This window comes from Microbispora sp. CA-102843 (genome assembly GCF_050936215.1).
Taxonomy (GTDB): Bacteria; Actinomycetota; Actinomycetes; order Streptosporangiales; family Streptosporangiaceae; genus Microbispora.
The window spans coordinates 6,429,515-6,452,466 of record NZ_JBNJNF010000001.1 but is presented as its reverse complement, the minus strand read 5'-3'; the positions used below and the strand labels follow the sequence as shown (position 1 = coordinate 6,452,466).

General features: G+C 72.8%; 23 protein-coding genes. 19 read left to right on the top strand and 4 right to left on the bottom strand.

Annotated features, from left to right (window positions below):
• Positions 1 to 7: 7 nt before the first annotated feature.
• The 6 genes from ACQEVJ_RS29930 to ACQEVJ_RS29905 all read left to right on the top strand — a co-directional run bounded on the left by ACQEVJ_RS29930 (position 8) and on the right by ACQEVJ_RS29905 (position 5,744).
• Complete coding sequence (locus ACQEVJ_RS29930; protein WP_433106773.1) at positions 8 to 1,198, top strand: SLC13 family permease; 1,191 nt, start codon at positions 8 to 10, stop codon at positions 1,196 to 1,198.
• A gap of 120 nt (positions 1,199 to 1,318) precedes the next feature.
• The gene (locus tag ACQEVJ_RS29925) at positions 1,319 to 1,930 is read left to right on the top strand and encodes a biotin transporter BioY (RefSeq protein WP_433106772.1); all 612 of its coding nucleotides are present in this window, start codon (positions 1,319 to 1,321) and stop codon (positions 1,928 to 1,930) included.
• Between the two features lies 1 nt (position 1,931).
• Positions 1,932 to 3,311 (top strand): AMP-binding protein, encoded by a 1,380-nt coding sequence (locus ACQEVJ_RS29920; protein WP_433106770.1) that lies wholly within the window; start codon positions 1,932 to 1,934, stop codon positions 3,309 to 3,311.
• A gap of 1 nt (position 3,312) precedes the next feature.
• The gene (locus tag ACQEVJ_RS29915; protein ID WP_433106768.1) at positions 3,313 to 4,467 is read left to right on the top strand and encodes a thiolase family protein; all 1,155 of its coding nucleotides are present in this window, start codon (positions 3,313 to 3,315) and stop codon (positions 4,465 to 4,467) included.
• On the top strand, positions 4,468 to 5,142 hold the full coding sequence (locus ACQEVJ_RS29910) for an energy-coupling factor ABC transporter ATP-binding protein (protein ID WP_433106766.1): 675 nt from the start codon (positions 4,468 to 4,470) through the stop codon (positions 5,140 to 5,142).
• Entirely contained in the window at positions 5,139 to 5,744 is a 606-nt protein-coding gene (locus tag ACQEVJ_RS29905) for an energy-coupling factor transporter transmembrane component T family protein (protein ID WP_433106764.1), read from the top strand. The genes ACQEVJ_RS29910 and ACQEVJ_RS29905 overlap by 4 nt, the downstream gene beginning before the upstream one ends.
• 8 nt (positions 5,745 to 5,752) lie before the next feature.
• Here ACQEVJ_RS29905 and ACQEVJ_RS29900 read toward each other — a convergent pair whose 3' ends face one another.
• The 3 genes from ACQEVJ_RS29900 to ACQEVJ_RS29890 are packed head-to-tail and all read right to left on the bottom strand — an operon-like array spanning position 5,753 to position 8,255.
• Positions 5,753 to 6,595, bottom strand: coding sequence for an inositol monophosphatase family protein (locus tag ACQEVJ_RS29900; RefSeq protein WP_433106762.1), 843 nt, complete (start codon positions 6,593 to 6,595; stop codon positions 5,753 to 5,755).
• Complete coding sequence (locus tag ACQEVJ_RS29895; protein WP_433106760.1) at positions 6,568 to 7,221, bottom strand: hypothetical protein; 654 nt, start codon at positions 7,219 to 7,221, stop codon at positions 6,568 to 6,570. The genes ACQEVJ_RS29900 and ACQEVJ_RS29895 overlap by 28 nt, the downstream gene beginning before the upstream one ends.
• Positions 7,218 to 8,255, bottom strand: coding sequence for a hypothetical protein (locus ACQEVJ_RS29890; protein ID WP_433106759.1), 1,038 nt, complete (start codon positions 8,253 to 8,255; stop codon positions 7,218 to 7,220). The genes ACQEVJ_RS29895 and ACQEVJ_RS29890 overlap by 4 nt, the downstream gene beginning before the upstream one ends.
• Before the next feature lie 250 nt (positions 8,256 to 8,505).
• Here ACQEVJ_RS29890 and uvrB point away from each other — a divergent pair, with 250 nt between their 5' ends.
• The 5 genes from uvrB to ACQEVJ_RS29865 all read left to right on the top strand — a co-directional run bounded on the left by uvrB (position 8,506) and on the right by ACQEVJ_RS29865 (position 13,349).
• On the top strand, positions 8,506 to 10,617 hold the full coding sequence (gene uvrB / locus ACQEVJ_RS29885; protein ID WP_433106757.1) for an excinuclease ABC subunit UvrB: 2,112 nt from the start codon (positions 8,506 to 8,508) through the stop codon (positions 10,615 to 10,617).
• 290 nt (positions 10,618 to 10,907) lie between these two features.
• The gene (locus ACQEVJ_RS29880) at positions 10,908 to 11,456 is read left to right on the top strand and encodes a hypothetical protein (protein ID WP_433106755.1); all 549 of its coding nucleotides are present in this window, start codon (positions 10,908 to 10,910) and stop codon (positions 11,454 to 11,456) included.
• Between the two features lie 308 nt (positions 11,457 to 11,764).
• Positions 11,765 to 11,932 (top strand): hypothetical protein, encoded by a 168-nt coding sequence (locus ACQEVJ_RS29875; protein WP_433106753.1) that lies wholly within the window; start codon positions 11,765 to 11,767, stop codon positions 11,930 to 11,932.
• A gap of 36 nt (positions 11,933 to 11,968) precedes the next feature.
• Positions 11,969 to 12,556: a hypothetical protein gene (locus ACQEVJ_RS29870; protein ID WP_433106751.1), complete on the top strand. Its 588-nt coding sequence runs from the start codon at positions 11,969 to 11,971 to the stop codon at positions 12,554 to 12,556.
• A gap of 187 nt (positions 12,557 to 12,743) precedes the next feature.
• Positions 12,744 to 13,349, top strand: coding sequence for a DUF4126 domain-containing protein (locus ACQEVJ_RS29865; protein WP_433106749.1), 606 nt, complete (start codon positions 12,744 to 12,746; stop codon positions 13,347 to 13,349).
• A 437-nt stretch (positions 13,350 to 13,786) separates the two neighbouring features.
• On the opposite strand, the gene ACQEVJ_RS29860 is transcribed toward ACQEVJ_RS29865, so the two are convergent.
• The gene (locus ACQEVJ_RS29860) at positions 13,787 to 14,482 is read right to left on the bottom strand and encodes an acyltransferase (RefSeq protein ID WP_433106747.1); all 696 of its coding nucleotides are present in this window, start codon (positions 14,480 to 14,482) and stop codon (positions 13,787 to 13,789) included.
• 155 nt (positions 14,483 to 14,637) lie between these two features.
• Here ACQEVJ_RS29860 and ACQEVJ_RS29855 point away from each other — a divergent pair, with 155 nt between their 5' ends.
• The 8 genes from ACQEVJ_RS29855 to aroH all read left to right on the top strand — a co-directional run bounded on the left by ACQEVJ_RS29855 (position 14,638) and on the right by aroH (position 22,911).
• A complete protein-coding gene (locus ACQEVJ_RS29855) occupies positions 14,638 to 16,308 on the top strand; it encodes a CTP synthase (protein ID WP_433106745.1) in 1,671 nt (556 codons plus the stop codon).
• Positions 16,305 to 16,934 (top strand): NUDIX domain-containing protein, encoded by a 630-nt coding sequence (locus ACQEVJ_RS29850; RefSeq protein ID WP_433106743.1) that lies wholly within the window; start codon positions 16,305 to 16,307, stop codon positions 16,932 to 16,934. The genes ACQEVJ_RS29855 and ACQEVJ_RS29850 overlap by 4 nt, the downstream gene beginning before the upstream one ends.
• A gap of 35 nt (positions 16,935 to 16,969) precedes the next feature.
• The gene (locus tag ACQEVJ_RS29845) at positions 16,970 to 17,896 is read left to right on the top strand and encodes a site-specific tyrosine recombinase XerD (RefSeq protein ID WP_433106741.1); all 927 of its coding nucleotides are present in this window, start codon (positions 16,970 to 16,972) and stop codon (positions 17,894 to 17,896) included.
• 97 nt (positions 17,897 to 17,993) lie between these two features.
• Positions 17,994 to 18,881, top strand: coding sequence for a ParA family protein (locus tag ACQEVJ_RS29840; protein ID WP_433106739.1), 888 nt, complete (start codon positions 17,994 to 17,996; stop codon positions 18,879 to 18,881).
• Between the two features lie 52 nt (positions 18,882 to 18,933).
• The gene (locus ACQEVJ_RS29835) at positions 18,934 to 19,800 is read left to right on the top strand and encodes a segregation and condensation protein A (protein WP_433106737.1); all 867 of its coding nucleotides are present in this window, start codon (positions 18,934 to 18,936) and stop codon (positions 19,798 to 19,800) included.
• Between the two features lie 99 nt (positions 19,801 to 19,899).
• Positions 19,900 to 20,514: an SMC-Scp complex subunit ScpB gene (scpB, locus tag ACQEVJ_RS29830; RefSeq protein WP_433106735.1), complete on the top strand. Its 615-nt coding sequence runs from the start codon at positions 19,900 to 19,902 to the stop codon at positions 20,512 to 20,514.
• Complete coding sequence (locus ACQEVJ_RS29825; RefSeq protein WP_433106733.1) at positions 20,514 to 22,436, top strand: pseudouridine synthase; 1,923 nt, start codon at positions 20,514 to 20,516, stop codon at positions 22,434 to 22,436. Before scpB ends, ACQEVJ_RS29825 begins: the two co-directional genes overlap by 1 nt.
• Before the next feature lie 115 nt (positions 22,437 to 22,551).
• Positions 22,552 to 22,911 carry a chorismate mutase gene (gene aroH / locus ACQEVJ_RS29820; protein ID WP_193203012.1) on the top strand — a complete coding sequence of 120 codons (360 nt, stop codon included), beginning with the start codon at positions 22,552 to 22,554 and terminating at the stop codon, positions 22,909 to 22,911.
• The last annotated feature ends 41 nt before the right edge of the window (positions 22,912 to 22,952 follow it).

Sequence of the window (22,952 nt, the reverse complement as noted above, 5' to 3'; positions counted from 1 at the left end):
TGTGCGCGTGGCGACCGGGCTGCGGCGACTGAGCGTTCTCGACTGGATCAGGTTCGGGCTTCTCGGGGCGGGCCTGGTGTTCGTGGCCACCGGCCTGCTGCCGGCCGAGTCGGCCAGGGAGAGCATCGAACGCATCGCCCCCCTGCTGCTGTTCCTCGGCGCGGTGATCGTGCTGGCGGAGCTGACCAAGGAGGCGCAGGTCTTCGACGTCATCGCGACCCGCATCGCGATCGTCGGCCGGGGGAGCTACGCCGTGCTCTTCCTGCTCTGCACGGCCTTCGCCTCGCTCGTCACGATCTTCCTGAACCTGGACACCACGGCCGTCCTGCTGACGCCGGTCATGCTGGCCCTGGCGCCGCGCGCGAAGATCGCGCCGCTGCCGCTCGTGATGACCACGGTCTGGCTGGCCAACACCGCGAGCCTGCTGCTGCCGGTCTCCAACCTCACGAACCTGCTCGCCATGAACAGGGTCGCGCTGACCACGCAGGAGTTCGCCGCGCGGATGTGGGCGCCCCAGGCCGTGTCGATCGCGGTGACGATGGCGTTCCTGTGGGCGTTCTACTGGCGGCGCGGCGAGCGGGGCGAGGACCGCTACGTGCCGCCGCCTCCGGTGCCGGTGGCCGACCGGGTGCTGTTCGGCGTCGCGGGGGTGGCGTGCCTGCTGTTCATCGCCGCGATCCTGGCGGGTGTGGAGATCGGCGTCGCGGCTCTCGTCGCGGCGGTCGCGGTGGTCGCCGCCTTCGCCTGGCGCGACCGCGCGAAGCTCGTGTGGGGCCTGATCCCCTGGCGGCTGCTGGTCTTCGTCACCGGGCTGTTCCTCGTGGTCCCGACCCTCAGCCGCCTCGGCCTGGCGGACGTCATGCGCGCGCTCATCGGAGTGGGCGGCGACGGCGACGGCGCCTACCGCGCGGCCGCCGCCGGAGCCGCGCTGTCCAACGTGGTCAACAACCTCCCGGCGTACGTCGCGGGCGAGCAGGTCGTCCCCGCGGCCAACCACACGCAGCTGCTGTCGCTGCTCGCGGGCACCAACCTGGGCCCGGTGATCACGCCCTGGGGCTCGCTCGCGACGCTGCTGTGGTTCGAGTGGTGCCGGCGCGGAGACGTGCGGGTGCCGCTGGCCAAGTTCGTCGCCACCGGCGCGGGCCTCGCCGTGACCGGCCTCGCCGCGACGGTGACCGTCCTGGTCCTCACGGCCTGAGCTCCGTCCCAGATCGAGCGGCCCGGATCGCCCGGCTATGGGCGGCGCCGAGAACGACACGGCGAAAAGTTGTGGGAATCCTCATGCGCCGAACGGAGCGTCTTGGTATGGGATCGATCCGTGACAGATGAACAGAGTCCGACTCGGCGGCGCTTCCCGGCGGCGGACGTCGCCAGGGTCAGCGTCTTCGCCGCGCTGATCGCCGTGCTCGGCATGCCGGGCGCGCTGAACATCTTCGGCGACGCGGTGCCGATCACGTTGCAGACACTCGGCGTCATGCTCGCCGGGGCGATCCTGGGCACGTGGCGTTCCGCCCTCGCCGTCGTGGTCCTGCTCGTGCTGGTCGCGGCCGGGCTGCCCCTGCTGGCCGGCGGACGCGGCGGGCTCGGCGTCTTCACCGGGCCCTCGGCCGGCTTCCTGATCGGCTGGCTCCCCGGCGCGGCCCTGACCGGATGGATCGTCGAACGCGGCGGACGCGCGCCGACCACGGTGCGGCTGGTGACCGCCTGCCTGGCCGGCGGCGTCGGCGTGGTCTACCTGTGCGGCATCCCCGTGCAGGCCCTGGTCACCGGGCTGTCCCTGGGCAAGACGGCGCTGCTCAGCGCCGCCTTCCTGCCAGGCGACCTGGCCAAGGCGGTGCTGGCGTCGATCGTGGCGCGGGGCACCCAGCGGGCCTACCCCGACGCGGTCCCCGCGGTGCACCGCGAGCGGCTGCGGGCAGGTGGGCGGTGACGTGCCCGTGCCGGTAGCCGCTCAGGTCCTGCGGCACGCCTCCGTCCGCCCGGACCGGATCGCGGTGTCCGGTCCCGGAGGCGACCTCGGCTACGCCGAACTCGCGGCCCGGATCGGCCGCGCCGCGCGCCGTCTGGCCGACGAGGGGATCGGCCGCGGCGCGCTCGCCGCGGTCGGCCAGGCCGACCCCGTGGCCCTGCTCGTCGCCGTGCTCGCCGCCGACCTGGCAGGCGCCACGCCGCTGCTGTGCGACCACGCCTGGAGCGAGGAACGGCGCGCGCAGGTCATGGCCGCGGTGCCGGTCGCCGCCCGCTTCGACGCGCCGCTGCCGGAGGCGGACGGCCCGCCCGTGCGGCACCGCCCCGCGCCGGACGACCTCACCTGGGCCTGCTTCAGCTCCGGCAGCACCGGCAGGCCCCGCGCCGTGGCGCGCGACCGCGCCTCGTGGACCGGGTCGTTCGCCCATCTGGACGCGCTGACCGGGATCGGCCCCGACGACGTCGTGCTGATCCCCGGCCCGCTGGTCTCCTCCCTGTACGGCTTCGCCGCCGTACACACGCTGGCGGCGGGCGCGACGGCCGTGGTCCCCGGCCGGTGGTCCCCGGGCGGGCTGGCGGAGCGGTTGCGGCGGGCAACCGTGGTCCACGTGGTGCCCCACCGCCTGCCGGCCGTGCTGGACGCCCTGGAGGCGGCCGCAGGCCCGCTGCGCACCGCCGTGGTCGGCGGGGCCGCCCTGGACGCCGCCGTCAGGACCCGTGCGGCGGCGGCCGGAGTGCGTGTGGTGTCCTATTACGGCGCCACCGAGCTGTCGTTCGTCGCCGTGGACGCCGACGGCACCGGGCTGCGGCCCTTCCCCGGCGTCGAGATCGACGTCAGGGTGCCGCCCGGGCAGGCCCTGGGCGAGGTGTGGGTGCGCTCCCCGTGGCTCTGCGAGGGTTACGTGGCCGGCGCGACCGGCCCTCTTCGGCGGGACGACGGCGGCTGGATGACGGTCGGCGACCTGGCGGAGCCGCACCGGCCCGGCGAGGTCCTGCGGCTGCGCGGCCGGGGCGACGGCGCGATCCAGACCGGCGGCGCCACCGTGGTGCCCGAGGACGTCGAGGAGGTGCTCAGGAAGGTGCCGGGAGTGGACGACGTGGTCGTGGTCGGCACGCCGCACCCCTATCTGGGCGCCGTGGTCACCGCGGTCGTCGAGGGCGAGGGCGCGTCGAGGACCGCGCTGGAGGCGGCGGCGCGCGCCGAACTCGACCCGGCGCAGCGGCCCCGGCGCTGGTACGCGGCCGGGTCCCTGCCCCGGACCCCTGCGGGCAAGCCGGCCCGCGGCCTCGTCGCCGCCCGTCTCGCCGGCGGCGACGACCCCGGCCTGCGGCGGCTGGCCTGAGATGGACGAGCACGCGGTCGTCGTGGCGGCCCGCCGCACCCCCATCGGCACCGCCGGCCACGCGTTCCGGACCCTGACGGCCGACCGGCTCGCCGCGCCCGTCATCGAGGCGGTCGCCCGCGACGTGGCGTGCCTCGGCGTCCCGGTGGACGACGTGGTGCTGGGCAACTGCACGGGACCCGGGGGCAACCTCGCACGGGTCTGCGCGCTGGCCGCCGGGCTGGGCCACGAGGTGCCCGGCGTCACCGTCGACCGGCAGTGCGGCAGCGGCCTCGCCGCGATCCTGCTGGCCGCCCAGGCGGTGCGCTGCGGCGAGGCGGACCTCGTCGTCGCCGGGGGTGTCGAGAGCGCCTCGACCGCGCCGCTGCGGGCCCACCGGGTTCCCGGCGCCGGGCATGAGGCGGCCGTGCCGTACGCGCGGGCGCCGTTCGCCCCGGAGGGGCACCCGGACCCGGACATGGGCCCGGCCGCCGAGGCGCTCGCCGCCGCGCGCGGCGTGATCAGGGAGCGCCAGGACGCGTACGCCTGCCGGAGCCACGCGCGGGCGCTGGCCGCCCGGGAGGCCGGACGTTTCGCGCGTGAGATCGTCCCGATCGGCGGCCGGGCGGACGACCAGCGCCCGCGCGTGCTGCGGCCGCAGTCCCTGGCCCGGCTGCCCGCCGCGTTCGTGCCGGGGGGTACGGTGACGGCCGGCAACTCCTCCCCGGTGAGCGACGGGGCCGCGGCCGTCGCGCTCGTGCCCGAGCGGCTGCGCGCGGCGGCCGGCCTGCCCGGCCTGCGCCTGCTGGCCGGCGCCGTCGCCGGCTGCGACCCCGCGCTCCCCGGGTGGGGACCGGTGCCGGCCGTACGGCGCGTGCTGGGGCGGGCCGGAGTGGACCTGGAGAGGGTGGCGGCGGTGGAGATCGTGGAGGCGTTCGCGGCGCAGGTGCTCGCGGTCACCGACGCGCTCGGCCTCGATCCCCTCGGGGCGGACGCCGGTCGCGTGTGCGCCGACGGCGGTGCGCTCGCCCTCGGTCACCCCTGGGGCGCGAGCGGCGCGGTGGTGGTGACCCGGCTGTTCAGCCGGCTTCTCGGGGCGCCGCCGGGGACGTTGGGCCTGGCAGCGGTCGCGGTCGGCGGCGGTCTCGGGATCGCCGCCCTGTTCGAGGTGGTGTGAGTGATCCGGCTGGAGGACGTCCATGTGCGGCTCGGGCAGCGCGAGGTGCTGCGCGGCGTCACGGCCTCGCTGACCGAGCGCCGCGTGGGCGTCGTCGGGGCCAACGGCTCGGGCAAGAGCACGCTCGCCCGCCTCGTCAACGGGCTGGTCCTGCCGTCCTCGGGCACCGTGACGGTGTCCGGGCTCGACACCCGCCGCCATGCGGCCCGCATCAGACGCGGCGTGGGGTTCCTGTTCACCGACCCGGACGCGCAGATCGTGATGCCCACGGTGGCCGAGGACGTGGCCTTCTCGCTGCACCGCAAGGGGCTGGCGCGCGAGGAGGTCGAGCGCCGGGTGCGGGAGGTCCTGGAGAGGTACGGCCTGGCGGAGCACGCCGATCACCCCGCGCATCACCTGTCCGGCGGCCAGAAGCAACTGCTCGCCCTCTGCTCGGTCCTGGTGCTCGAACCGGAGATCCTGGTCATGGACGAGCCGACCACGCTGCTCGACCTGCGCCACTCCCGGCAGGTCGCCGCGCTGCTCCGGACTCTTCCGCAGCAGGTGGTCGTGGTCACCCACGACCTCGCGCTGCTGGAGGACTTCGACCGCGTGCTCGTGATCGACGAGGGGCGGATCGTCGCCGACGCCGATCCCGCCGCCGCGATCGGCCACTACAGGAAGGCGATGGCGTGAGCGGGCTCACCGGCGCCTACGTGCCCGGCGGTTCCCTCCTGCACCGGCTGCCCGCCGGGGCCAAGCTCGCCGGGCTCGCCGTGTCCTGCACGGCGCTCCTGCTGCTGCGCTCGCCCGCGGCGCTGGCGGGCGCCGCCGCCGTCGTTGTGCTGCTGTACGCCGTCTCCGGGGTCGGCGTCGCGGCGGCCTGGGCGCAGGTGCGGCCCGTCCGCTGGTTCGCGGTGGCCCTGTTCGGCGTGCAACTGGTGTTCGCGGACCTGCCGACGGCGGCGTCCTCCACACTCCGGGTCGTGCTCGCCGTCGCCCTGGCCGGGCTGGTCACCCTCACGACGCGCACCAGCGCGCTCATGGCCTGCCTGGAGCGCTGCCTCGCCCCCGCCAGGTTCGCCGGCCTCGACCCGTTCCGCCTGTCGCTGCTGCTGTCCCTCACGCTGCGCAGCGTGCCGGTGATCGCGGATCTGGTCACCCGGGTGCGGGAGGCCCAGCGCGCCAGGGGGGTCGAGCGTAGCCCGCGCGCCTTCGCCGTCCCGCTGGTCGTGGGCGCCCTGCGACACGCCGACGCGCTGGGCGAGGCGCTCGCCGCCCGCGGCCTCGACGACTGACGCGCCCCTCAGAGCGGCGGCAGGGCGGGCGCCAGCCGGCGGGCCTCGGCGACCAGGTCGAGCAGGTCCCCGACCAGGGCGGGCGGGGCGGCGACGAAGCTGCGGTCCTCGGGCGGGCCCTCGGCGGACGCCTCGAACGGCCCGCCGTCGAGCCGCCGGATCTCCACCCCGGCCTCCCGTGCGATCAGGGCCCCGGCGGGCAGGTCGAGCCCCTCCGCGCGGTAGCCGATCATGCCGTCGATGTCGCCGCGCGCGAGCATCGCCCAGCACAGCAGCGGCGCCCAGAGCTGGAGCACCCGCCGGGCGCGGGCGTCCATCGTCATCTTCAGCGACCGCGCCGCCGGGTCCCGCCGGGAGACCCCGTGGCCCTGCGTCCAGGCCAGCACCGGCCCGTGCCGGAGGTCGCGGCTCGGGGGCCCGGTCAGCGGTCCCGCCGGCCCGCGGGCCCCGGCGCCGCTGACGGCCGACCAGGTGCGGCCGGAGAGCGGCTCGTGGACCACCCCGAGCACCGGGAGGCCGTCCGCGCACAGCGCCAGGCCCACGACGTACGCGGGAAGGCCGATCGCCACGTTGTTCGTGCCGTCGAGGGGGTCGACCAGCCAGGTCCATCCGCCGTCCGGACGGTCGCCGCTGTGGACGCCCGACTCCTCGGCCACGATCCGGTGGGAGGGGAACTCGGCCCGGATGCGGTCGAGGATCAGCTTCTCGGCGGCCAGGTCGAGGTCGGTGACGACGTCGCCCGACCCGCCCTTGTCGTGGACGGCGACCGCTCCCGGCGCGCTCTCGCGCAGCACGGCCCCGGCGGACAGGGCGGCCTCGACGGCTACCCGCCTGGCGTGTTCGAGGTCCACAGGCTCCTCCTGGCCAGCTCGGCGGCACGTGCGGTCTCGGCGTCGTCGAGGCGTTCCCGCCTGACGTGGTGGAGGGGCGTGGCGAGCGGCCCGAGCGACAGGTCGCCCAGGCCCTGCCTGCCGCGGCCGAGCGCCACGGTGGCGGCCTCGCCGTCCTCGGGGATGACGCTGCTGTGGAAGGCGCCCGCGACGAGCGTGTAGGTGTCCCCGGCGCCGAACAGCTCGGTGCGTCCCGGGGCGTACGCCACGGTCCTCCGCGTGGGGCGGATGACGTCGCCCGACGGCGTGCTGACCACCTCGAAGACGCGGTGGGTGGGGGACCGCTTGGTGTCGGTCACCACGGCGTGGACGTTGCGCACCTGGCCGTACAGGACGTGGCTGACCAGGTCCCAGCTGTGGCAGTGGATTTGGGAGGTGGTGCTGCGGGCGCGCCGCGCGGCGGCGGTCCACACGTGCACGCACACCCCGAGGTCTCCCTCGCGGACCAGCGGCAGGCAGAGGAACCCCAGCGGATGCCGCACGCCCCGCACGCCCGAGCCGCCCGCACTGATCTCGCCGAGCACGCCGAGTGCCCACTCGCGGGCGCTCCCGCTGGCGAGCACGTCGGATACGTCCCCATACCTCATGGCGCGTACGGATCCTTGGCGCGCAGCGCCTTACGGGTGACCTCGACCACGTCGCGGTCGGTGAACGACTTGGGCAGGGGGAGGTCGACGCGGTCGAACAGCCTGCGGACCTCCTCGACGGTCGGCTCGTCGCTCAGCGGCACCGACCGGTAGCGGTCGATCGCCACGCGGCGGGCCTGCTCGAAGCTCGTACGCAGCTCGGTGCCGCAGCTCTCGTAGAAGAACGAGCCGCTGAAGGCGATGATGGCCCGGTTGGGGTCCTCGGACGTCATGATCAGGGCGCGGCCGGACACGTCCCACCGGAAGGTCGTCATGACCGGCGTGAGCCCCACCGCGATGTCGAGCAGGCCGTACCGCTGGCGATACCAGAACGCGGCCAGGACGCTCGCGTACGACTCCTTCCTGGCCCGGTCGGTCGTCCACACCTCGCCGGTGCCGTCCGGCCGGTCCGACAGCGACCTGCGGTAGTGCGCGTAGCTCTCGCACACCGCCTCGTCCGTCGGGTCGATGATCTCCAGGCGGACCGTGAGGTGCCGCTTCTCGCGCCGCGCGGCGGCCACGCACTCGGGCAGCGTGACGGCGCGCATGTAGGTGCCGGTGCCGCCCTTGAACGTCCAGCGGTCGGTGCCCCGCCGGGCGTCCGCGTGCGCCTGCGCGATCTCGTGCTGGCTGCCCAGGATGCGGATGACCGCCATGTCCTCCAGGGCCCGCCGGGTGCCCGCGACCAGGTCCTCCAGCTCGTCGAGGCGGTCCAGGCGCTCCGGGAGCCGCGAAAGGACGCCGGAGGTGGCGTGCATGGCCTCCTCGACGGGCTCCTGCCGGGCCCGGTCGCGCAGCAGTGCGGTCGCGACCAGGGCCAGGACGACCAGTGTGGTGCCGCTGACGAGCTGCGTCTTCACCTCGTCGGAGAGCACGTCGTCGGGCAGCACGCCGAGCACGCCCACCGCCACGGCCAGCACGAGGGCGATGGCCCCGTCGACGTTCTTGGCCGCCCACGCGAGCGACTGGCCGACGGCACTCCGCAACCCCGCCATAGGTCAGCCCCGCCATCCCGTCAGTGTCGGCCCCCGACTCGAATCGTAACGACAGGGTCATGGTCCGGCAAAGGGTTCGCCGTGCAGGGAGCGGCTGCCCGGAGGCGAACGGTGGAGCGGGCGTCGGGGCCGGAATTGTCGGTCGCCGCGCGTAGGTTATGGAGGTGAACCGGAGCGGGCGCGAGCGTGTCTGTGTGTCTGTGCGGCCGCCCGCGCCGGTGGACGGGGCGAGTGAGGAGCTGAGCGGCCGATGACATCCATGACGGACCTGAAGCGGAAGGTCGCACCCTTCCAGGTCGTCACCGACATGACGCCGTCCGGCGACCAGCCCACCGCGATCGCGGAGCTGGAGCGCCGGGTCAACGCCGGTGAGAAGGACACGGTCCTGCTCGGCGCGACCGGCACCGGCAAGACCGCGACGGTGGCGTGGCTCATCGAGCGGGTGCAACGCCCGACGCTGGTCATGCAGCCGAACAAGACGCTCGCCGCCCAGTTCGCCAACGAGCTGCGCGAGATGCTGCCCAACAACGCGGTCGAATACTTCGTGTCTTACTACGACTACTACCAGCCCGAGGCGTACGTCCCGCAGAGCGACACCTACATCGAGAAGGACTCCTCGATCAACGAGGAGGTCGAGCGGCTGCGCCACTCGGCGACCTGGTCCCTGGTGTCGCGCCGCGACGTGGTGGTGGTCGCCTCCGTCTCCTGCATCTACGGCCTGGGCACACCGCAGGAGTACGTCGACCGGATGGTCGGGCTCAAGGTCGGCCAGCAGATCGAGCGCGACCAGCTGCTGCGCCGGCTGGTCGACATGCAGTACACCCGCAACGACCTGTCCTTCACCCGGGGCACGTTCCGCGTGCGCGGCGACACGGTCGAGGTCATCCCGGTCTACCAGGAGCTGGCCGTCCGCATCGAGATGTTCGGCGACGAGATCGAGAAGCTGGCGACGCTCCACCCGCTGACCGGCGAGGTCGTCGGCGAGGACGACGAGCTGCACATCTTCCCCGCCTCCCACTACGTGGCCGGTCCCGAGCGGATGGAGCGGGCCATCGCCGGCATCGAGGCGGAGCTCGCCGAGCGGCTCGCCGACCTGGAGCGGCAGGGCAAGCTGCTCGAGGCACAGCGGCTGCGCATGCGCACCACCTACGACATCGAGATGATGCGCCAGGTCGGCACCTGCGCCGGGATCGAGAACTACTCGCGGCACATCGACGGCCGTGAGGCGGGCACCGCGCCGCACACGCTGCTCGACTTCTTCCCCGACGACTTCATGCTCGTGCTGGACGAGTCGCACCAGACCGTCCCCCAGATCGGCGCGATGTACGAGGGCGACGCCTCGCGCAAGCGGACGCTGGTCGACCACGGGTTCCGCCTGCCGTCGGCGATGGACAACCGCCCGCTCAAGTGGGAGGAGTTCCTGGAGCGCATCGGCCAGACCGTCTACCTGTCCGCCACGCCGGGGCCGTACGAGCTGGGCCGCAGCAAGGGCGACGTGGTGGAGCAGGTCATCCGCCCCACCGGCCTGGTGGACCCCGAGGTGATCATCAAGCCCACCAAGGGCCAGATCGACGACCTCATGGAGGAGATCCGGGCCCGGGCGGAGCGGGACGAGCGGGTCCTGGTCACCACGCTGACCAAGAAGATGGCCGAGGACCTCACCGACTACCTGCTCGACAACGGCATCCGGGTCCGCTACCTGCACAGCGAGGTCGACACGCTGCGCCGCATCGAGCTGCTGCGCGAGCTGCGCATGGGCGAGTTCGACGTGCTGGTCGGCATCAACCTGCTGCGTGAGGGCCTCGACCTGCCCGAGGTGTCGCTGGTGGCGATCCTCGACGCCGACAAGGAGGGCTTCCTGCGTTCGGAGACCTCGCTCATCCAGACGATCGGCCGCGCGGCCCGCAACGTGTCCGGCCAGGTTCACATGTACGCCGACAAGATCACGCCGAGCATGGAGCGGGCGATCGAGGAGACCAACCGGCGCCGGGCCAAGCAGATCGCCTACAACGAGGCGCACGGCATCGACCCGCAGCCGCTGCGCAAGAAGATCGCCGACATCCTGGACAGCCTCGTCCGCGAGGACGCCGACACGGCGCAGCTTCTCGGCGGCGCCGGACGCCAGCAGTCGCGCGGCAAGGCGCCCGTGCCGGGTGTCGCGTCCCGCGGGGCGGGCCAGCACGCGAAGGCGATCGCGGGGGAGATGCCGCGCGCCCAGCTGGAGTCGCTGATCGAGTCGCTGACCGAGCAGATGCACAACGCCGCCGCCGACCTGCAGTTCGAGGTGGCGGCCCGGCTGCGCGACGAGATCAAGGAGCTCAAGCGGGAGGTCCGCGACATGCGCGAGGCCGGCGTGAAGTGACGCCGTCGTCCGCGCCGCAGGATTTCGAATTCGGCGGGTTCTAGTGAATTGTGCGCTATAACCGTTGGCGGGCGAAGTGCGGAAACGGGTTCGAGTTCTGGCGTCCTTATTCCGCTGGAAACGCCGTCGGCTACCAGGAAATGAGCGGGGCGCGGCGCTCCGAAGCGGTTGACCTGGTCTGTTGCGGGGAAGGCATTCGTCGGCGCGTGGATTCACGTACACGCGTTATGGGAGCGGCCCATTCGAGCGGCTCCTGCCGGGCGAATCCGTCTGTGGCAATCGGGGAAATCATGCGTTCGACGACCATCGCGTTCAGCCCTGCCGCCCGCCTCGTGCTCACCGCCGGGTCGGTGACCGTGCTTCTCTCCGGTTGCGGCGGGGTTCCGGCGCGGTCGTCCGCCGCGGTGCCGATGAGCCGGCCGGTCACGTTCGCTCCGGTCTCGCCCAGCCAGTCCGTGACACCCACGCCGTCGCCGGTGCCCAGTCCGTCGGCGACGCCGAGCGGCCTCGCCGGGTGCCGGGACGGCGACTGCGAGGTGCGGGTGCGCGAGGGGGACGGCATCCCGGTCGACCCGAGGCTGGGCGTGGACGAGATCACCGTGGTGGGCCTGCGGGGAGACGCCGTCAGGCTCGCCTTCACCGGCACCTCCACGGTCGTCGACGGCTGGAACACCAGCATCAGCCGGAACTGCTACAACGACCGCTGCCGGGTCAGGGGAGCGGTGACGATCAGCACGAGCAGCCCGGGCCGCATCGGCGACGTCGACCTGCGGCTCGCGCGGGTCGAGGACGACAGCGCCCTGTTGGTGCTCCAGCCGGCCGGTCAAGAAGGGCAGTGACTCCGCGAGTTCCTCATGGTGCGGTTGGGGGCCGGCCGGCGGTCTGCCGCGCCACCGGAATCGACGCGTCCTGTGCGGTGAATTCCGCGCCGAACGGCCACCGGGGATGCCGGGGAAAAGCGCGGGCGCGACTGGACGGGCGACCTCGGTCTTTCGCGGAAATAGCGTGCGATATTTACCGCTGTGCGGCTGATTGTCCTGTGCTTGCGGGGCCGGGTCGGTCAGTTCTGGCCTCGTCCGGTGGCGCCGGACCGGCCGAGTGCCCGGAGCGCGGCGCGTAGTCGGCCGAGGTCTTCGGGGCCGAGCAGGTGCTGCCACCGCTGTTCCAGATCGCGTACGGCCTGGGTGGCCTGGTGGCAGAAGGCGACGCCGCGCTCGGTGAGAGCACGCGGGCGGCGCGGCCGTCCACGATCGGAGTCGCGAACGCCTTGGGGCGGGCGGGAAAACCGGTCGCCCGCCCCCAAGGGCCGACCTAGCCTTCTGCGTGAAGGGTCCAACCCGGGAGGTCATGAGTGCGACCTGCGGTGGGCGAGCCGCTGCGGTGGTGCCCGTCCTGCGGAGGCTGGGAGTACGGCGGTGCTCCCGCCTGCCCGCGGTGTGCGGAACTGGTCGACGCCATCGTGGAAGAGGGCTGGCGGGACTTCCTCCTGCGCGAGTTCGGCGACCGAGTCACGCCCGCCGACGAGCGGGCGATCGCCGAGATGGTGGCCGACGAACCGGACCGGCACGACTGGCGCGTGGTCGATGCCGCGCTCGACCGCCTGACCTGCGCCGAGTGCGGCGGCCCGCTGGGTCGCCGGGCCGGGTGCCCGCGCTGCGACGTGGCGCACGGCACGCGTTACGTGGCCAGGGAGACCGACCGTCCCGGGGTGCCGCCGGGCAACGAGCACGCCATCCGGGTGAACGTCTCGGTGGTCCGGCGGCCCGAGGGCATCTCCGTCCCTGAGGTGCTCGGCAGGCGCCTGCTCCTGCCCGCCATGCTGGCCGGCTTCCTCCCCACGAGAGAGCAGGCCCAGCACCTTGGCGCGATGGCGAAGCGCGGCGCCCGCGCCGAGGACCTCGCCTCCCTGGTCGACGCGCTCGCCGCCGCACCGGGCTGACGGCGCCTCCGGGCACCGACCGGGTGGCCGGGCAGACCGGCCATACCGAGCCGCCGGCCCGGGGCCACGCCCGGCTCGTGCACGCGGGTGTCGGAAGCCTGATTCGCGGTAGTAAGCGGGGACACGGCGCCGGGGTCGTCCGTTGAGGGGAAGGCGGGATTGTCCCGCCGGCCGGAGGAGGTTGCTCATGTTCGCGGCGCTCACCGGGCTCGGACTGTCGACCGCGGCCGGGCTCAACGCGTACATCCCGTTGCTGCTCGTCGGCGTGCTCGCGCGGCTCACCGACGCCGTGCGGCTGCCGGCCGAGTACGCGTGGCTGTCCAACTCCTGGGTCCTCGCGATCGTCGCGGTGCTGCTTGTCGCCGAGTTCGTCCTCGACAAGGTGCCCGTGGTCGATCACGTCAACGACATGATCCAGACGGCGGTGCGGCCCGCGTCGGGTGGCGTGGTCTTCAGCGCGACGGCGGCCGCGGCGAAGGTCGACAATTCGGCGTGGATGGCCGAGCACCCGGCGGTCGGCTGGCTGCTGGGGATCGCCGTCGCCCTCGCCGTGCACGTGATCAAGGCCACCGCGCGGCCGGTGGTGAACGCCAGTACGGCGGGCGTGGGCGCGCCGGTCGTCAGCACGGTCGAGGACGTGGGCTCGCTCGGCATGAGCCTGATCGCGATCTTCCTGCCCGTCCTGGTGGTGGTGGCGCTGGCCGTGCTGGCGTTCGCGGCCTGGCGGCTTATCCGCAGGGTGCGGCGCTACCGGGCGGCTCGCCGCGCCCGGGCCGCAGTCCCACCCGGCTGACCGGCGGGTCACGGCACTCGAAGGCTGGGTCAGCCGATGAACCGGCTCAGATCCAGGTCGATGTCCACGTCGAAACCGACTCCGGCCGCTGGCGCAGACCCAGGGTGACACTCATCTCGCGCACGGCGCACAGGCCCCGGGGAGGCGAGAGCTCTCTCCAAGAGCCTCAGCACGAACATGTGGAATGCGGCCTGGGGGGACTGCATGATGAGGGAGCCATCGATCAGCTCGACATGCCGGGGTGCGTCAGGGGGAAGGTGGTCGAGCGTGCCGGCGCTCCACCCGCCGGGCGGACCGGGGTGGAGCCACTCGGGAAGAGTCGTGGCCATCCGGTGTCCTCCTGCCCTCGCGGTTGTCACTCCGCGTCATGATCCTGCCAGGAAACGTAGTCGTGGGCGGCTCGTCGGGCGGATGGCGAACACGGCTCCGGCGTTCGGTCAGGCCGTGCGTGACTCGTGCTCGGGGCGGGTGCGGGGGTCGGCGGGAAGAGGGGAGGTGAGGCGGACGGCCGAGGGACTGTGCCAGCCGAGGTCGGGGGAGTGCCGTCGGACGATCTTGGCGGGGACGCCGGCGATGACCGAGTGGTCGGGGAACTCCCCGCGCACCACGGCGCCGCCCGCGACCACCGACTGGCGGCCGATCCGCGTCCCCGGCAGGATGATCGCCCCCGTCCCGATCCAGGATCCCGAGCCGATGGAGACCGGCTTGTTGCGCGGCCACTGCCGCCCGATGGGTATCTCGGGGTCGTCGTACACGTGGTTCTGGTCGGTGATGTAGACGTAGGGGCCGGTGAAGACGTCGTCGCCGATGTCGATGGACTGGTGGCCGACGATGTGGCTGCCCCTGCCGATCGAGCAGCCCCGGCCGATCCGCACGATCGAGTCGGGCCCGAGGTCCACGCCGGGGCCCATCCCGGCGGAGATCGACACCCGCTCGCCGACGAGCGTGTGGGGGCCGATCTCGATCCACTGCTCACCGAATATGGCGCCCTGAGGGAAGGACAGGCACACTCCCTCGCCCATGCTGCGGAACCGGTAGCCGCCCTGGGCGGCCGGGCTGATCGCCGCGGCCTCGCGCACGTAGGCCCACCCCCGGTGGACCAGACGGCCGACGGCGCGCTTCACGAACGACATAACGCGACAAGTTACCGTTAGGTCGGCTTGTCCGCTATGGCGGGTTAGCGCACGTGGCAAGCCCAATGTTGCCCGACGTTTGATATTCTGAGAGCCCGTGGGCATCGCGGCGTCCAACCGGACGGCCGGATCGACATCGACCACGGGAGCTCTTCTTGCGCAGCGCCGCACAAACCAAGCATCTGTTCGTCACCGGCGGCGTCGCCTCCAGTCTCGGCAAGGGACTCACGGCCTCCAGCCTCGGTCGTCTCCTCAAGCTTCGCGGCCTCCGCGTCACCATGCAGAAGCTCGATCCCTACCTGAACGTCGACCCCGGCACGATGAACCCCTTCCAGCACGGCGAGGTGTTCGTCACCGACGACGGCGCCGAGACGGACCTCGACATCGGCCACTACGAGCGCTTCCTCGACACCGAGCTGCACGGCTCCGCCAACGTCACCACCGGCCAGGTCTACTCGAACGTGATCGCCAAGGAGCGCCGCGGCGAGTACCTGGGCGACACTGTCCAGGTCATCCCGCACATCACCAACGAGATCAAGGACCGCATCCGCGGCATGGCGGGCCCGGACGTCGACGTGGTCATCACCGAGGTCGGCGGCACCGTCGGCGACATCGAGTCGCTGCCGTTCCTTGAGGCCGTCCGGCAGGTCCGCCACGAGGTCGGCCGCGACAACGTCTTCTTCCTGCACGTCTCCCTGCTGCCCTACATCGGCCCGAGCGGGGAGCTGAAGACCAAGCCCACGCAGCACTCGGTCGCCGCGCTGCGCAGCATCGGCATCCAGCCCGACGCGATCGTCTGCCGCTCGGACCGGCCGATCACCACCTCGCTCAAGCGCAAGATCAGCCTGATGTGCGACGTGGACGAGGACGCCGTGGTCTCCGCCGTCGACGCGGCCTCGATCTACGACATCCCGAAGGTCCTGCACACCGAGGGGCTCGACGCCTACGTGGTGCGCCGGCTCGGCCTGCCGTTCCGCGACGTGGACTGGACCGAGTGGGACCAGCTCCTGCGCCGGGTCCACCGCCCGGCCAAGGAGGTCACGATCGCGCTGGTCGGCAAGTACATCGACCTGCCCGACGCGTACCTGTCGGTCACCGAGGCGCTGCGCGCGGGCGGCTTCGCCAACGACGCGCGGGTCAACATCCGCTGGGTCAAGAGCGACGACTGCGAGACCCCCGAGGGCGCGGCCCGCGAGCTGGACGGCGTCGACGGCGTGCTGATCCCCGGCGGCTTCGGCGTACGCGGCATCGAGGGCAAGGTCGGCGCCATACGGCACGCCCGCGAGCAGCGCGTCCCCCTGCTCGGCATCTGCCTGGGCATGCAGTGCATGGTCATCGACGCGGCCCGCAACCTGGCCGGGATCGAGGACGCCGGCAGCACCGAGTTCGACCCCGAGACCATCAACCCGGTCATCTCCACCATGGCCGACCAGAAGGACGTCGTCGCCGGTGAGCGCGACATGGGCGGCACCATGCGGCTCGGCCTCTACCCGGCCAAGCTCGGGGAGGGCTCCCTGGCCCGCCGCCTGTACGGCAAGGCCAAGGTGGAGGAGCGCCACCGGCACCGCTACGAGGTGAACAACTCCTACCGGGAGCGGCTGGAGAAGGTCGGCATGGTGTTCTCCGGCCTGTCGCCCGACGGCCGCCTCGTCGAGTACGCCGAGCTGGCCACCGACCAGCACCCGTTCTTCATCGGCACGCAGGCCCACCCGGAGTTCCGCTCCCGCCCGACCCGGTCGCACCCCCTGTTCAAGGGGCTGGTCCAGGCCGCGCTGGAGTACGCGGGCCGGCGGGAGAACGTGGCGAAGGCGGGGCGGGCCAAGTGACGGCGGGGAACACGGTGAAGGTGGAGGACACCGAGGAGTCCTGGAACGTCGTCGCCTCCGCCGAGCGCTTCTCCGGGCGGGTCATCACGGTGCGCACCGACACCGTGGACATGCCCGGCGGGGTGACCGCCGACCGCGACTACGTCGTCCACCCCGGCTCGGTCGCGGTGCTCGCCCTCGACGGCGAGGACCGGGTGCTGCTGATCCGCCAGTATCGGCATCCGGTGCGGCGCCTGCTGTGGGAGCTGCCGGCCGGCATCCGCGACGTGCCGGGCGAGCCGCTGGTGGAGTGCGCGGCGCGCGAGCTCGCCGAGGAGGCCGCCTACCGGGCGCGTACGTGGCACACGCTGGTCGACCTGCACACCTCCCCGGGCATGTCGGACGAGCGCATCCGGGTCTTCCTGGCCCGCGACGTGGAGCCGATCCCCGACGAGGAGAACACGTACGTGCGCCACCACGAGGAGACCGACATGCCGGCGGTCTGGATTCCCCTGGGTGCGGCGGTCGACAAGGTGCTGAGCGGAATGATCCACAATTCTCCTGCCGTCGCCGGTATCCTCGCCGCATACGCTGCTTCCGCCGACGGATTCAAGGGCCTTCGTCCCGCCGACGCGCCGGAGGCATGAGTCCGTAGGGAGACGTCCTGAGCGAGCCCGAGGCGGTGCTGTCCAGCTACCTCGCCCACCTGGCGGTGGAGCGGGGGCTGTCTGCCAACACGCTCGCCTCCTACCGGCGTGACCTGCGCCGATACGTCGAACATCTCCGGGGGCGCGGGCTGGAGACGTTCGCGCAGGTCGCCGAGCCGGACGTGGTCGCCTTCCTCGCCGCGCTGCGGGAGGGCGACGAGGACCACCCGGCGCTGGTCGCCAGCTCGGCCGCCCGCGCCGTGTCGGCCGTACGCGGGCTGCACCGCTTCGCCCTGCGCGAGGGCGTGGCCGGCCACGACCCCGCGCACGAGGTGCGCCCGCCGCGCCAGCTCCGGCGGCTCCCCAAGGCGATCACCGTCGCGGAGGTCGAGCGGCTCATCGCCGCCTGCGGCCCGGAGGACTCGCCGCTCGCCCAGCGCAACCGGGCGCTGCTGGAGGTCCTGTACGGCACGGGCGCCCGGATCTCCGAGGCCGTCGGGCTGGCGGTGGACGACGTGCCCACGGGCCCGGCCCACGATGAAGAGCCCGACCAGGACCAGGTGCGGCTGCGCGGCAAGGGCGGCCGGACCAGGATCGTGCCGCTCGGCCGCTTCGCCCGCCAGGCGCTCGACGCGTACCTGGTCAGGGCAAGGCCCCGGCTGGCGGCGCACGGCCGGGGGACACCCGCGCTGTTCCTCAACGCGCGGGGCGGGAGGCTCACCCGGCAGGGCGCCTGGGAGGTGCTGCAGGCGGCGGCGGAGCGAGCCGGACTTTCTGGCGTATCGCCGCATATGTTGCGCCATTCGTTCGCAACCCACCTCCTGGACGGGGGCGCCGACGTTAGGGTTGTCCAGGAGCTGCTCGGGCACGCCTCGGTGACCACCACGCAGGTGTACACCCTGGTGACGGTCGACAAGCTCCGGGAGGTCTACGCGGCGGCGCATCCCCGTGCGTTGCATTAGAAGGCCATCTCGGCGGCCTTTGGCGCGCCGCCTTGCCGACCACGTGCCTACCCTTTAGATTCGATCAGGTTCGAGGGCCGTCAGGGAGGACCAACAGGTGACTGCGACCACAGAGGGGACGTGGGTGGGGGCTCCCGGCGCGATCGGGCCGACCGGCCGTCCCCGTCCGGTGTTCCCCGATCCGACCCCGCCGGAGTCGCACGGGCCCGCCCGCATCGTCGCGATGGTGAACCAGAAGGGCGGCGTCGGCAAGACGACGACCACGATCAACCTGGGCGCCGCGCTCGCCGAGGTGGGTCAGCGGGTTCTGCTCGTCGACTTCGACCCGCAGGGCGCGCTGTCGGTCGGTCTCGGCATCGACCCCCGGCCGCTCGAGGCGACGGTCTACGACCTGATCATGGAGGAGCCGGACGTCACGGTCGAGGACGTGCTGATCGACACCACCGTCGAGGGCATGCAGCTCCTGCCGAGCAACATCTTCCTGTCCGGCGCGGAGATCCGACTCGTCAACGAGGTCGCGCGGGAGTACGCCCTGCAGCGGGCGCTGGAGCCCCTGCTGCCGCACTACGACATCTGCCTGATCGACTGCCAGCCGTCGCTCGGCCTGCTGACGGTCAACGCGCTGACCTGCGCGCACAGCGTGATGATCCCGCTGGAGTGCGAGTTCTTCGCGCTGCGCGGCGTGGCGCTGCTGATGGAGTCGATCGGCAAGGTCCAGGAGCGGCTCAACAAGAATCTGGAGATCGACGGCCTGCTCGCCACGATGTACGACCCCCGGACGCTGCACGCCCGCGAGGTGCTGCAGACGATCATGCAGGGCTTCGGCGACAAGGTGTTCCACACCGTGATCAACCGGACGGTGCGTTTCCCCGACGCCACCCTGGCGGGGGAGCCGATCACGCAGTTCGACCCCGGCTCGATGGGCGCCACCGCCTACCGCGAGCTGGCCCGCGAGCTGCTGGCCAGGTGGCCCGCCCGCGTCTGACGGTATGGCGTAGGTGCCGCGCGAGCGCGCCGGTAGGGGGACAATGGCAGGTGTGACGACCGGCCAGGAGACGGACCAGGGGACCGAGGAGAGCGCGCCGAGCGGCTTCCAGGTCCACCTTGACGTCTTCGAAGGGCCGTTCGACCTGCTGCTCGGGCTGATCTCCAAGCACAAGCTGGACATCACCGAGGTGTCCCTGCACAAGGTCACCGACGAGTTCATCGCGTACATCCGGTCGCGGGGCCCGGAGTGGGACCTCGACCAGACGAGCCACTTCCTGCTCGTCGCGGCGACCCTGCTCGACCTCAAGGCGGCCCGGCTGCTCCCCACCGGAGAGGTGGAGGACGAGGAGGACCTCGCCCTACTGGAGGCCCGTGACCTGCTGTTCGCGCGGCTGCTGCAGTATCGGGCGTACAAGGAGGTCGCGAAGATCTTCTCCGGCCGGATGGCGGAGGAGGCGCTGCGCTTCCCGCGCGCCGTGCCGATGGAAAAGCGCTTCGCCGACCTGCTGCCGGAACTCGTGCTGGGCATCGGGCCCGAGCAGCTCGCCAAGATCGCGGCGCGGGCCTTCACTCCCAAGGCCCCGCCCTCGGTGTCGGTCTCGCACATCTACCAACCACTGGCCAGCGTCAGGGAGCAAGCCGCTATTCTTGTCGAGCGGCTGAGGCGGCTGCACACGGCGACCTTCCGGGCGCTGACCGCCGACTGCGCGGGGACGTTCGAGGTCGTCGCCCGCTTCCTGGCCGTCCTTGAGCTGTTCAGGGAGGCCGCGGTCTCCTTCGAACAGGTCGAAGCGCTCGGCGACCTGTACGTCACCTGGACGGGAACCGCCGACGGCGACGTCACGGTGGGCGACGACTACGACGAGGGCCGGCGCGAGGAACGGCCCGGCGAGGCGGCGGCCGAACCGGACGAGTGAGGCGGGCCGCCACACCCGGCCAGGTGGAGGCCGCGCCGGACCGAGGACGCCGGACGAATGGCGTGGCGGAGACGTAACCCGCACGACGAGCGAGGAGCGATGGAAGCGAGCGACATCCCCGGTTCCGCGGGCGAGCCCTCCGGCGGAGGGGCCGGGGAGGAGCCGCCGGTCGAGGGGCCCGCGCTCACCGCGGCCCTCGAAGCGATCCTGATGGTGGTGGACGAGCCGGTCGCCGAGGTGACCCTCGCGCAGGTGCTCGAACGCCCGACGGCGGAGGTCGTCGCCGCGCTCCGCGCGCTGTCGGAGGAATACACGGCCTCCGGACGGGGTTTCGACCTGCGAGAGGTGGCCGGAGGCTGGCGCTTCTACACCAGGGCGGAGTGTGCCGCGCTGGTGGAGAGGTTCGTCAGGGACGGCCAGCAGGCGCGGCTGACGCAGGCCGCGCTGGAGACCCTCGCCGTGGTCGCCTACCGGCAGCCCGTCAGCCGGGCCCGGGTGGCGGCGGTGCGCGGCGTGAGCAGCGACGGCGTCATGCGGACGCTGGTCGCACGCGGCCTCGTGGAGGAGGCCGGAACCGACCCGGAGAGCCAGGCCGTGCTCTACCGGACGACGAGTTACTTCCTGGAGAGACTGGGGCTGCGGAGCCTCGACGAGCTTCCCGAGCTCGCCCCGTTCCTCCCGGACGACGTGGAAATTCTTGAGGAGCAGAAGTAGTGAACAACAGGCGTGGCACCCCGTCCGGTGAGGGACGCGGTCGGAGCCGGAGCACCGGTCAGCAGGGCGCGAGCTCGCGTGGATCCCGCGGCGGATCAGGCGGCTTCCGCCCCCAGAGCGACCGGCGCGGCGGTTCCCGCGTCCCTGGTTCCCGGTCCGGGTACGGTTTCGATTCCAGGTCCGACTCCCGGTCCGACTCCCGGTCCGACTCAAGGGCCGACTCAAGGGCCGACTCCCGGTCCGACAGGCCGGACTCCAGGCGGTTCCGCGGCGAGGAGGCCCCGCGCGGCGACCGGTACGGCGACCGCCGTTCCGGCGACGGCCGCGACGACCGCTCCCGCGGCCGTGCGGGTGACACCGGTCGTTACGGTGACACCGGCCGCCGCGACGCGCGTTCCGGCGGCGAGCGGCATCGCGACGACGACCGGCCTTCCTTCCGCGCCGATCGGGGCGGTTCTCCCGGCAGGTACGGCAGGCCGGAGGGTGGCCGTTCCGGTGGCCGCGACGGCGGCCGCGGGTCCGACCGTGGCTTCGACCGCGACAGTGGCCGTGGGTTCGACCGCGACGGCCGCCGTGGCTTCGAGCGTGACTTCGACCGTGATCGCGGTTCAGGCCGGGAGCGCGGCGCCCGGGACGGCTTCTCCGCCGACCGCCCCTCGTTCCGTACGGAGGGGACCGGTTCGCGCGGCCGGTACGGCAGGCCGGAGGGCGGCCGGGACCGGCTGCGTGACCGCGACGGCGGTCACGAGACGGCCCAGGAGACGAGGCGGGCGGCCTTCCGCGACGAGGACCGCGGCGACCGTCAGGGATGGAGCGAGCGCGGCGACCGGGACGGCCGGAACCGGCGCGGCGACCGTGATGCACGCGGCGACCGTGATGCACGCGGCGACCGTGAGGCACGCGGCGACCGTGAGGCACGGGGCGCACGGCCCGAGCGCGGTGGCTTCCGCGCGGCGCGCGGCGGCGGCAGAGGCCGTGCGGGCCGTGACGAGGTGCAGACGATCGGCCGCCTGGGCGGCGGGCGCGGCCGGAACGGCGGCCCCGGAGCGGGCGCCGGCGGGCGGAGCGCGGCCCGGCCCGCGGGAGGCGCCAAGAGCCCCGGCGTGAGCAACCCGTTCAAGACGTCCAAGCAGCCGCTGCGCGACCCGGACTTCTACGACGCGGACTACACCGACGAGCGCGACACGACCGAGGTGCCGGGCGGTGATCGGCTGCAGAAGGTGCTCGCCCAGGCCGGAGTGGCCAGCCGGCGGGCGTGCGAGGAGATGATCGGCGACGGCCGGGTGACGGTGGACGGGCAGACGGTGCGCCGCTTCGGCGCCCGTGTCGACCCCGCCAAGCAGGTCATCCGGGTCGACGGCAAGCGCATCCCGACGTCCTCGGAGACCGTCTACTACGCGCTCAACAAGCCGATCGGCGTGGTGAGCACGATGGACGACCCCGAGGGCCGGCCGTGCCTGAACGACTACGTGCAGGACCTCGCGCACCGGCTGTTCCACGTGGGGCGTCTCGACACCGAGACCGAGGGCCTGCTGCTGCTGACCAACGACGGGGAGCTGGCCCACCGGCTGACCCACCCGAGCTACGGCGTGCAGAAGAAGTACTGGGCCAAGGTGCCCGGTCCCATCGCGCGCGACCTGCACAAGGTGCTGCGCAAGGGCGTGGAGCTGGAGGACGGCCTGGCCAAGGTGGACGAGTTCCGGGTGGTGCAGGAGCACGGCCAGCAGGCGCTGGTCGAGGTCGTCCTGCACGAGGGCCGCAAGCACATCGTCCGGCGGCTGCTGGAGACGGCCGGGCACCGGGTGATCGACCTGGCCCGCATCGAGTTCGGCCCGGTCAAGCTCGGCAGGCTCAAGCCGGGGACCGTTCGTGCGCTCACCGTGCAGGAGATCGGTGAGCTGTACGCGGCGGTCGGCCTGTAGCCTTTCCGCGCGGCGGGCGAAAGCCGCAGGTTGGGCAGAATTTGCTGAAAGGCACGTAGATGGGCCGGGCTTGTCTCCGCTGGAGACCGGCCCGTCCCAGCGAGAGGGGAACGACATGGTGCGGGCGATTCGCGGAGCCATCCAGGTCGACGGCAACGATCGTGACGCGATCCTCGCCGGGACGACCGAGCTGGTGACCGAGGTGATGGGGCGCAACAACCTCACGACCGACGACGTCATCAGCGTGATCTTCACGTGCACGCCCGACCTCACCGCCGAGTTCCCCGCGCTGGCCGCGCGCAAGCTCGGGTTCCACGACGTGCCCCTGCTGTGCGCGACCGAGATCGACGTCCCGGGCGCGCTTCCGCGCGTGGTGCGGCTGATGGCCCACGTGCAGACCGACCGTCCCCGGCAGGAGATCCAGCACGTGTACCTGCGCGGTGCCGTGGCGCTGCGCGTGGACATCGCGCAATAGGCAACGCCTAATGAGCACCGCCTGGTAGGACCCACGCCGGG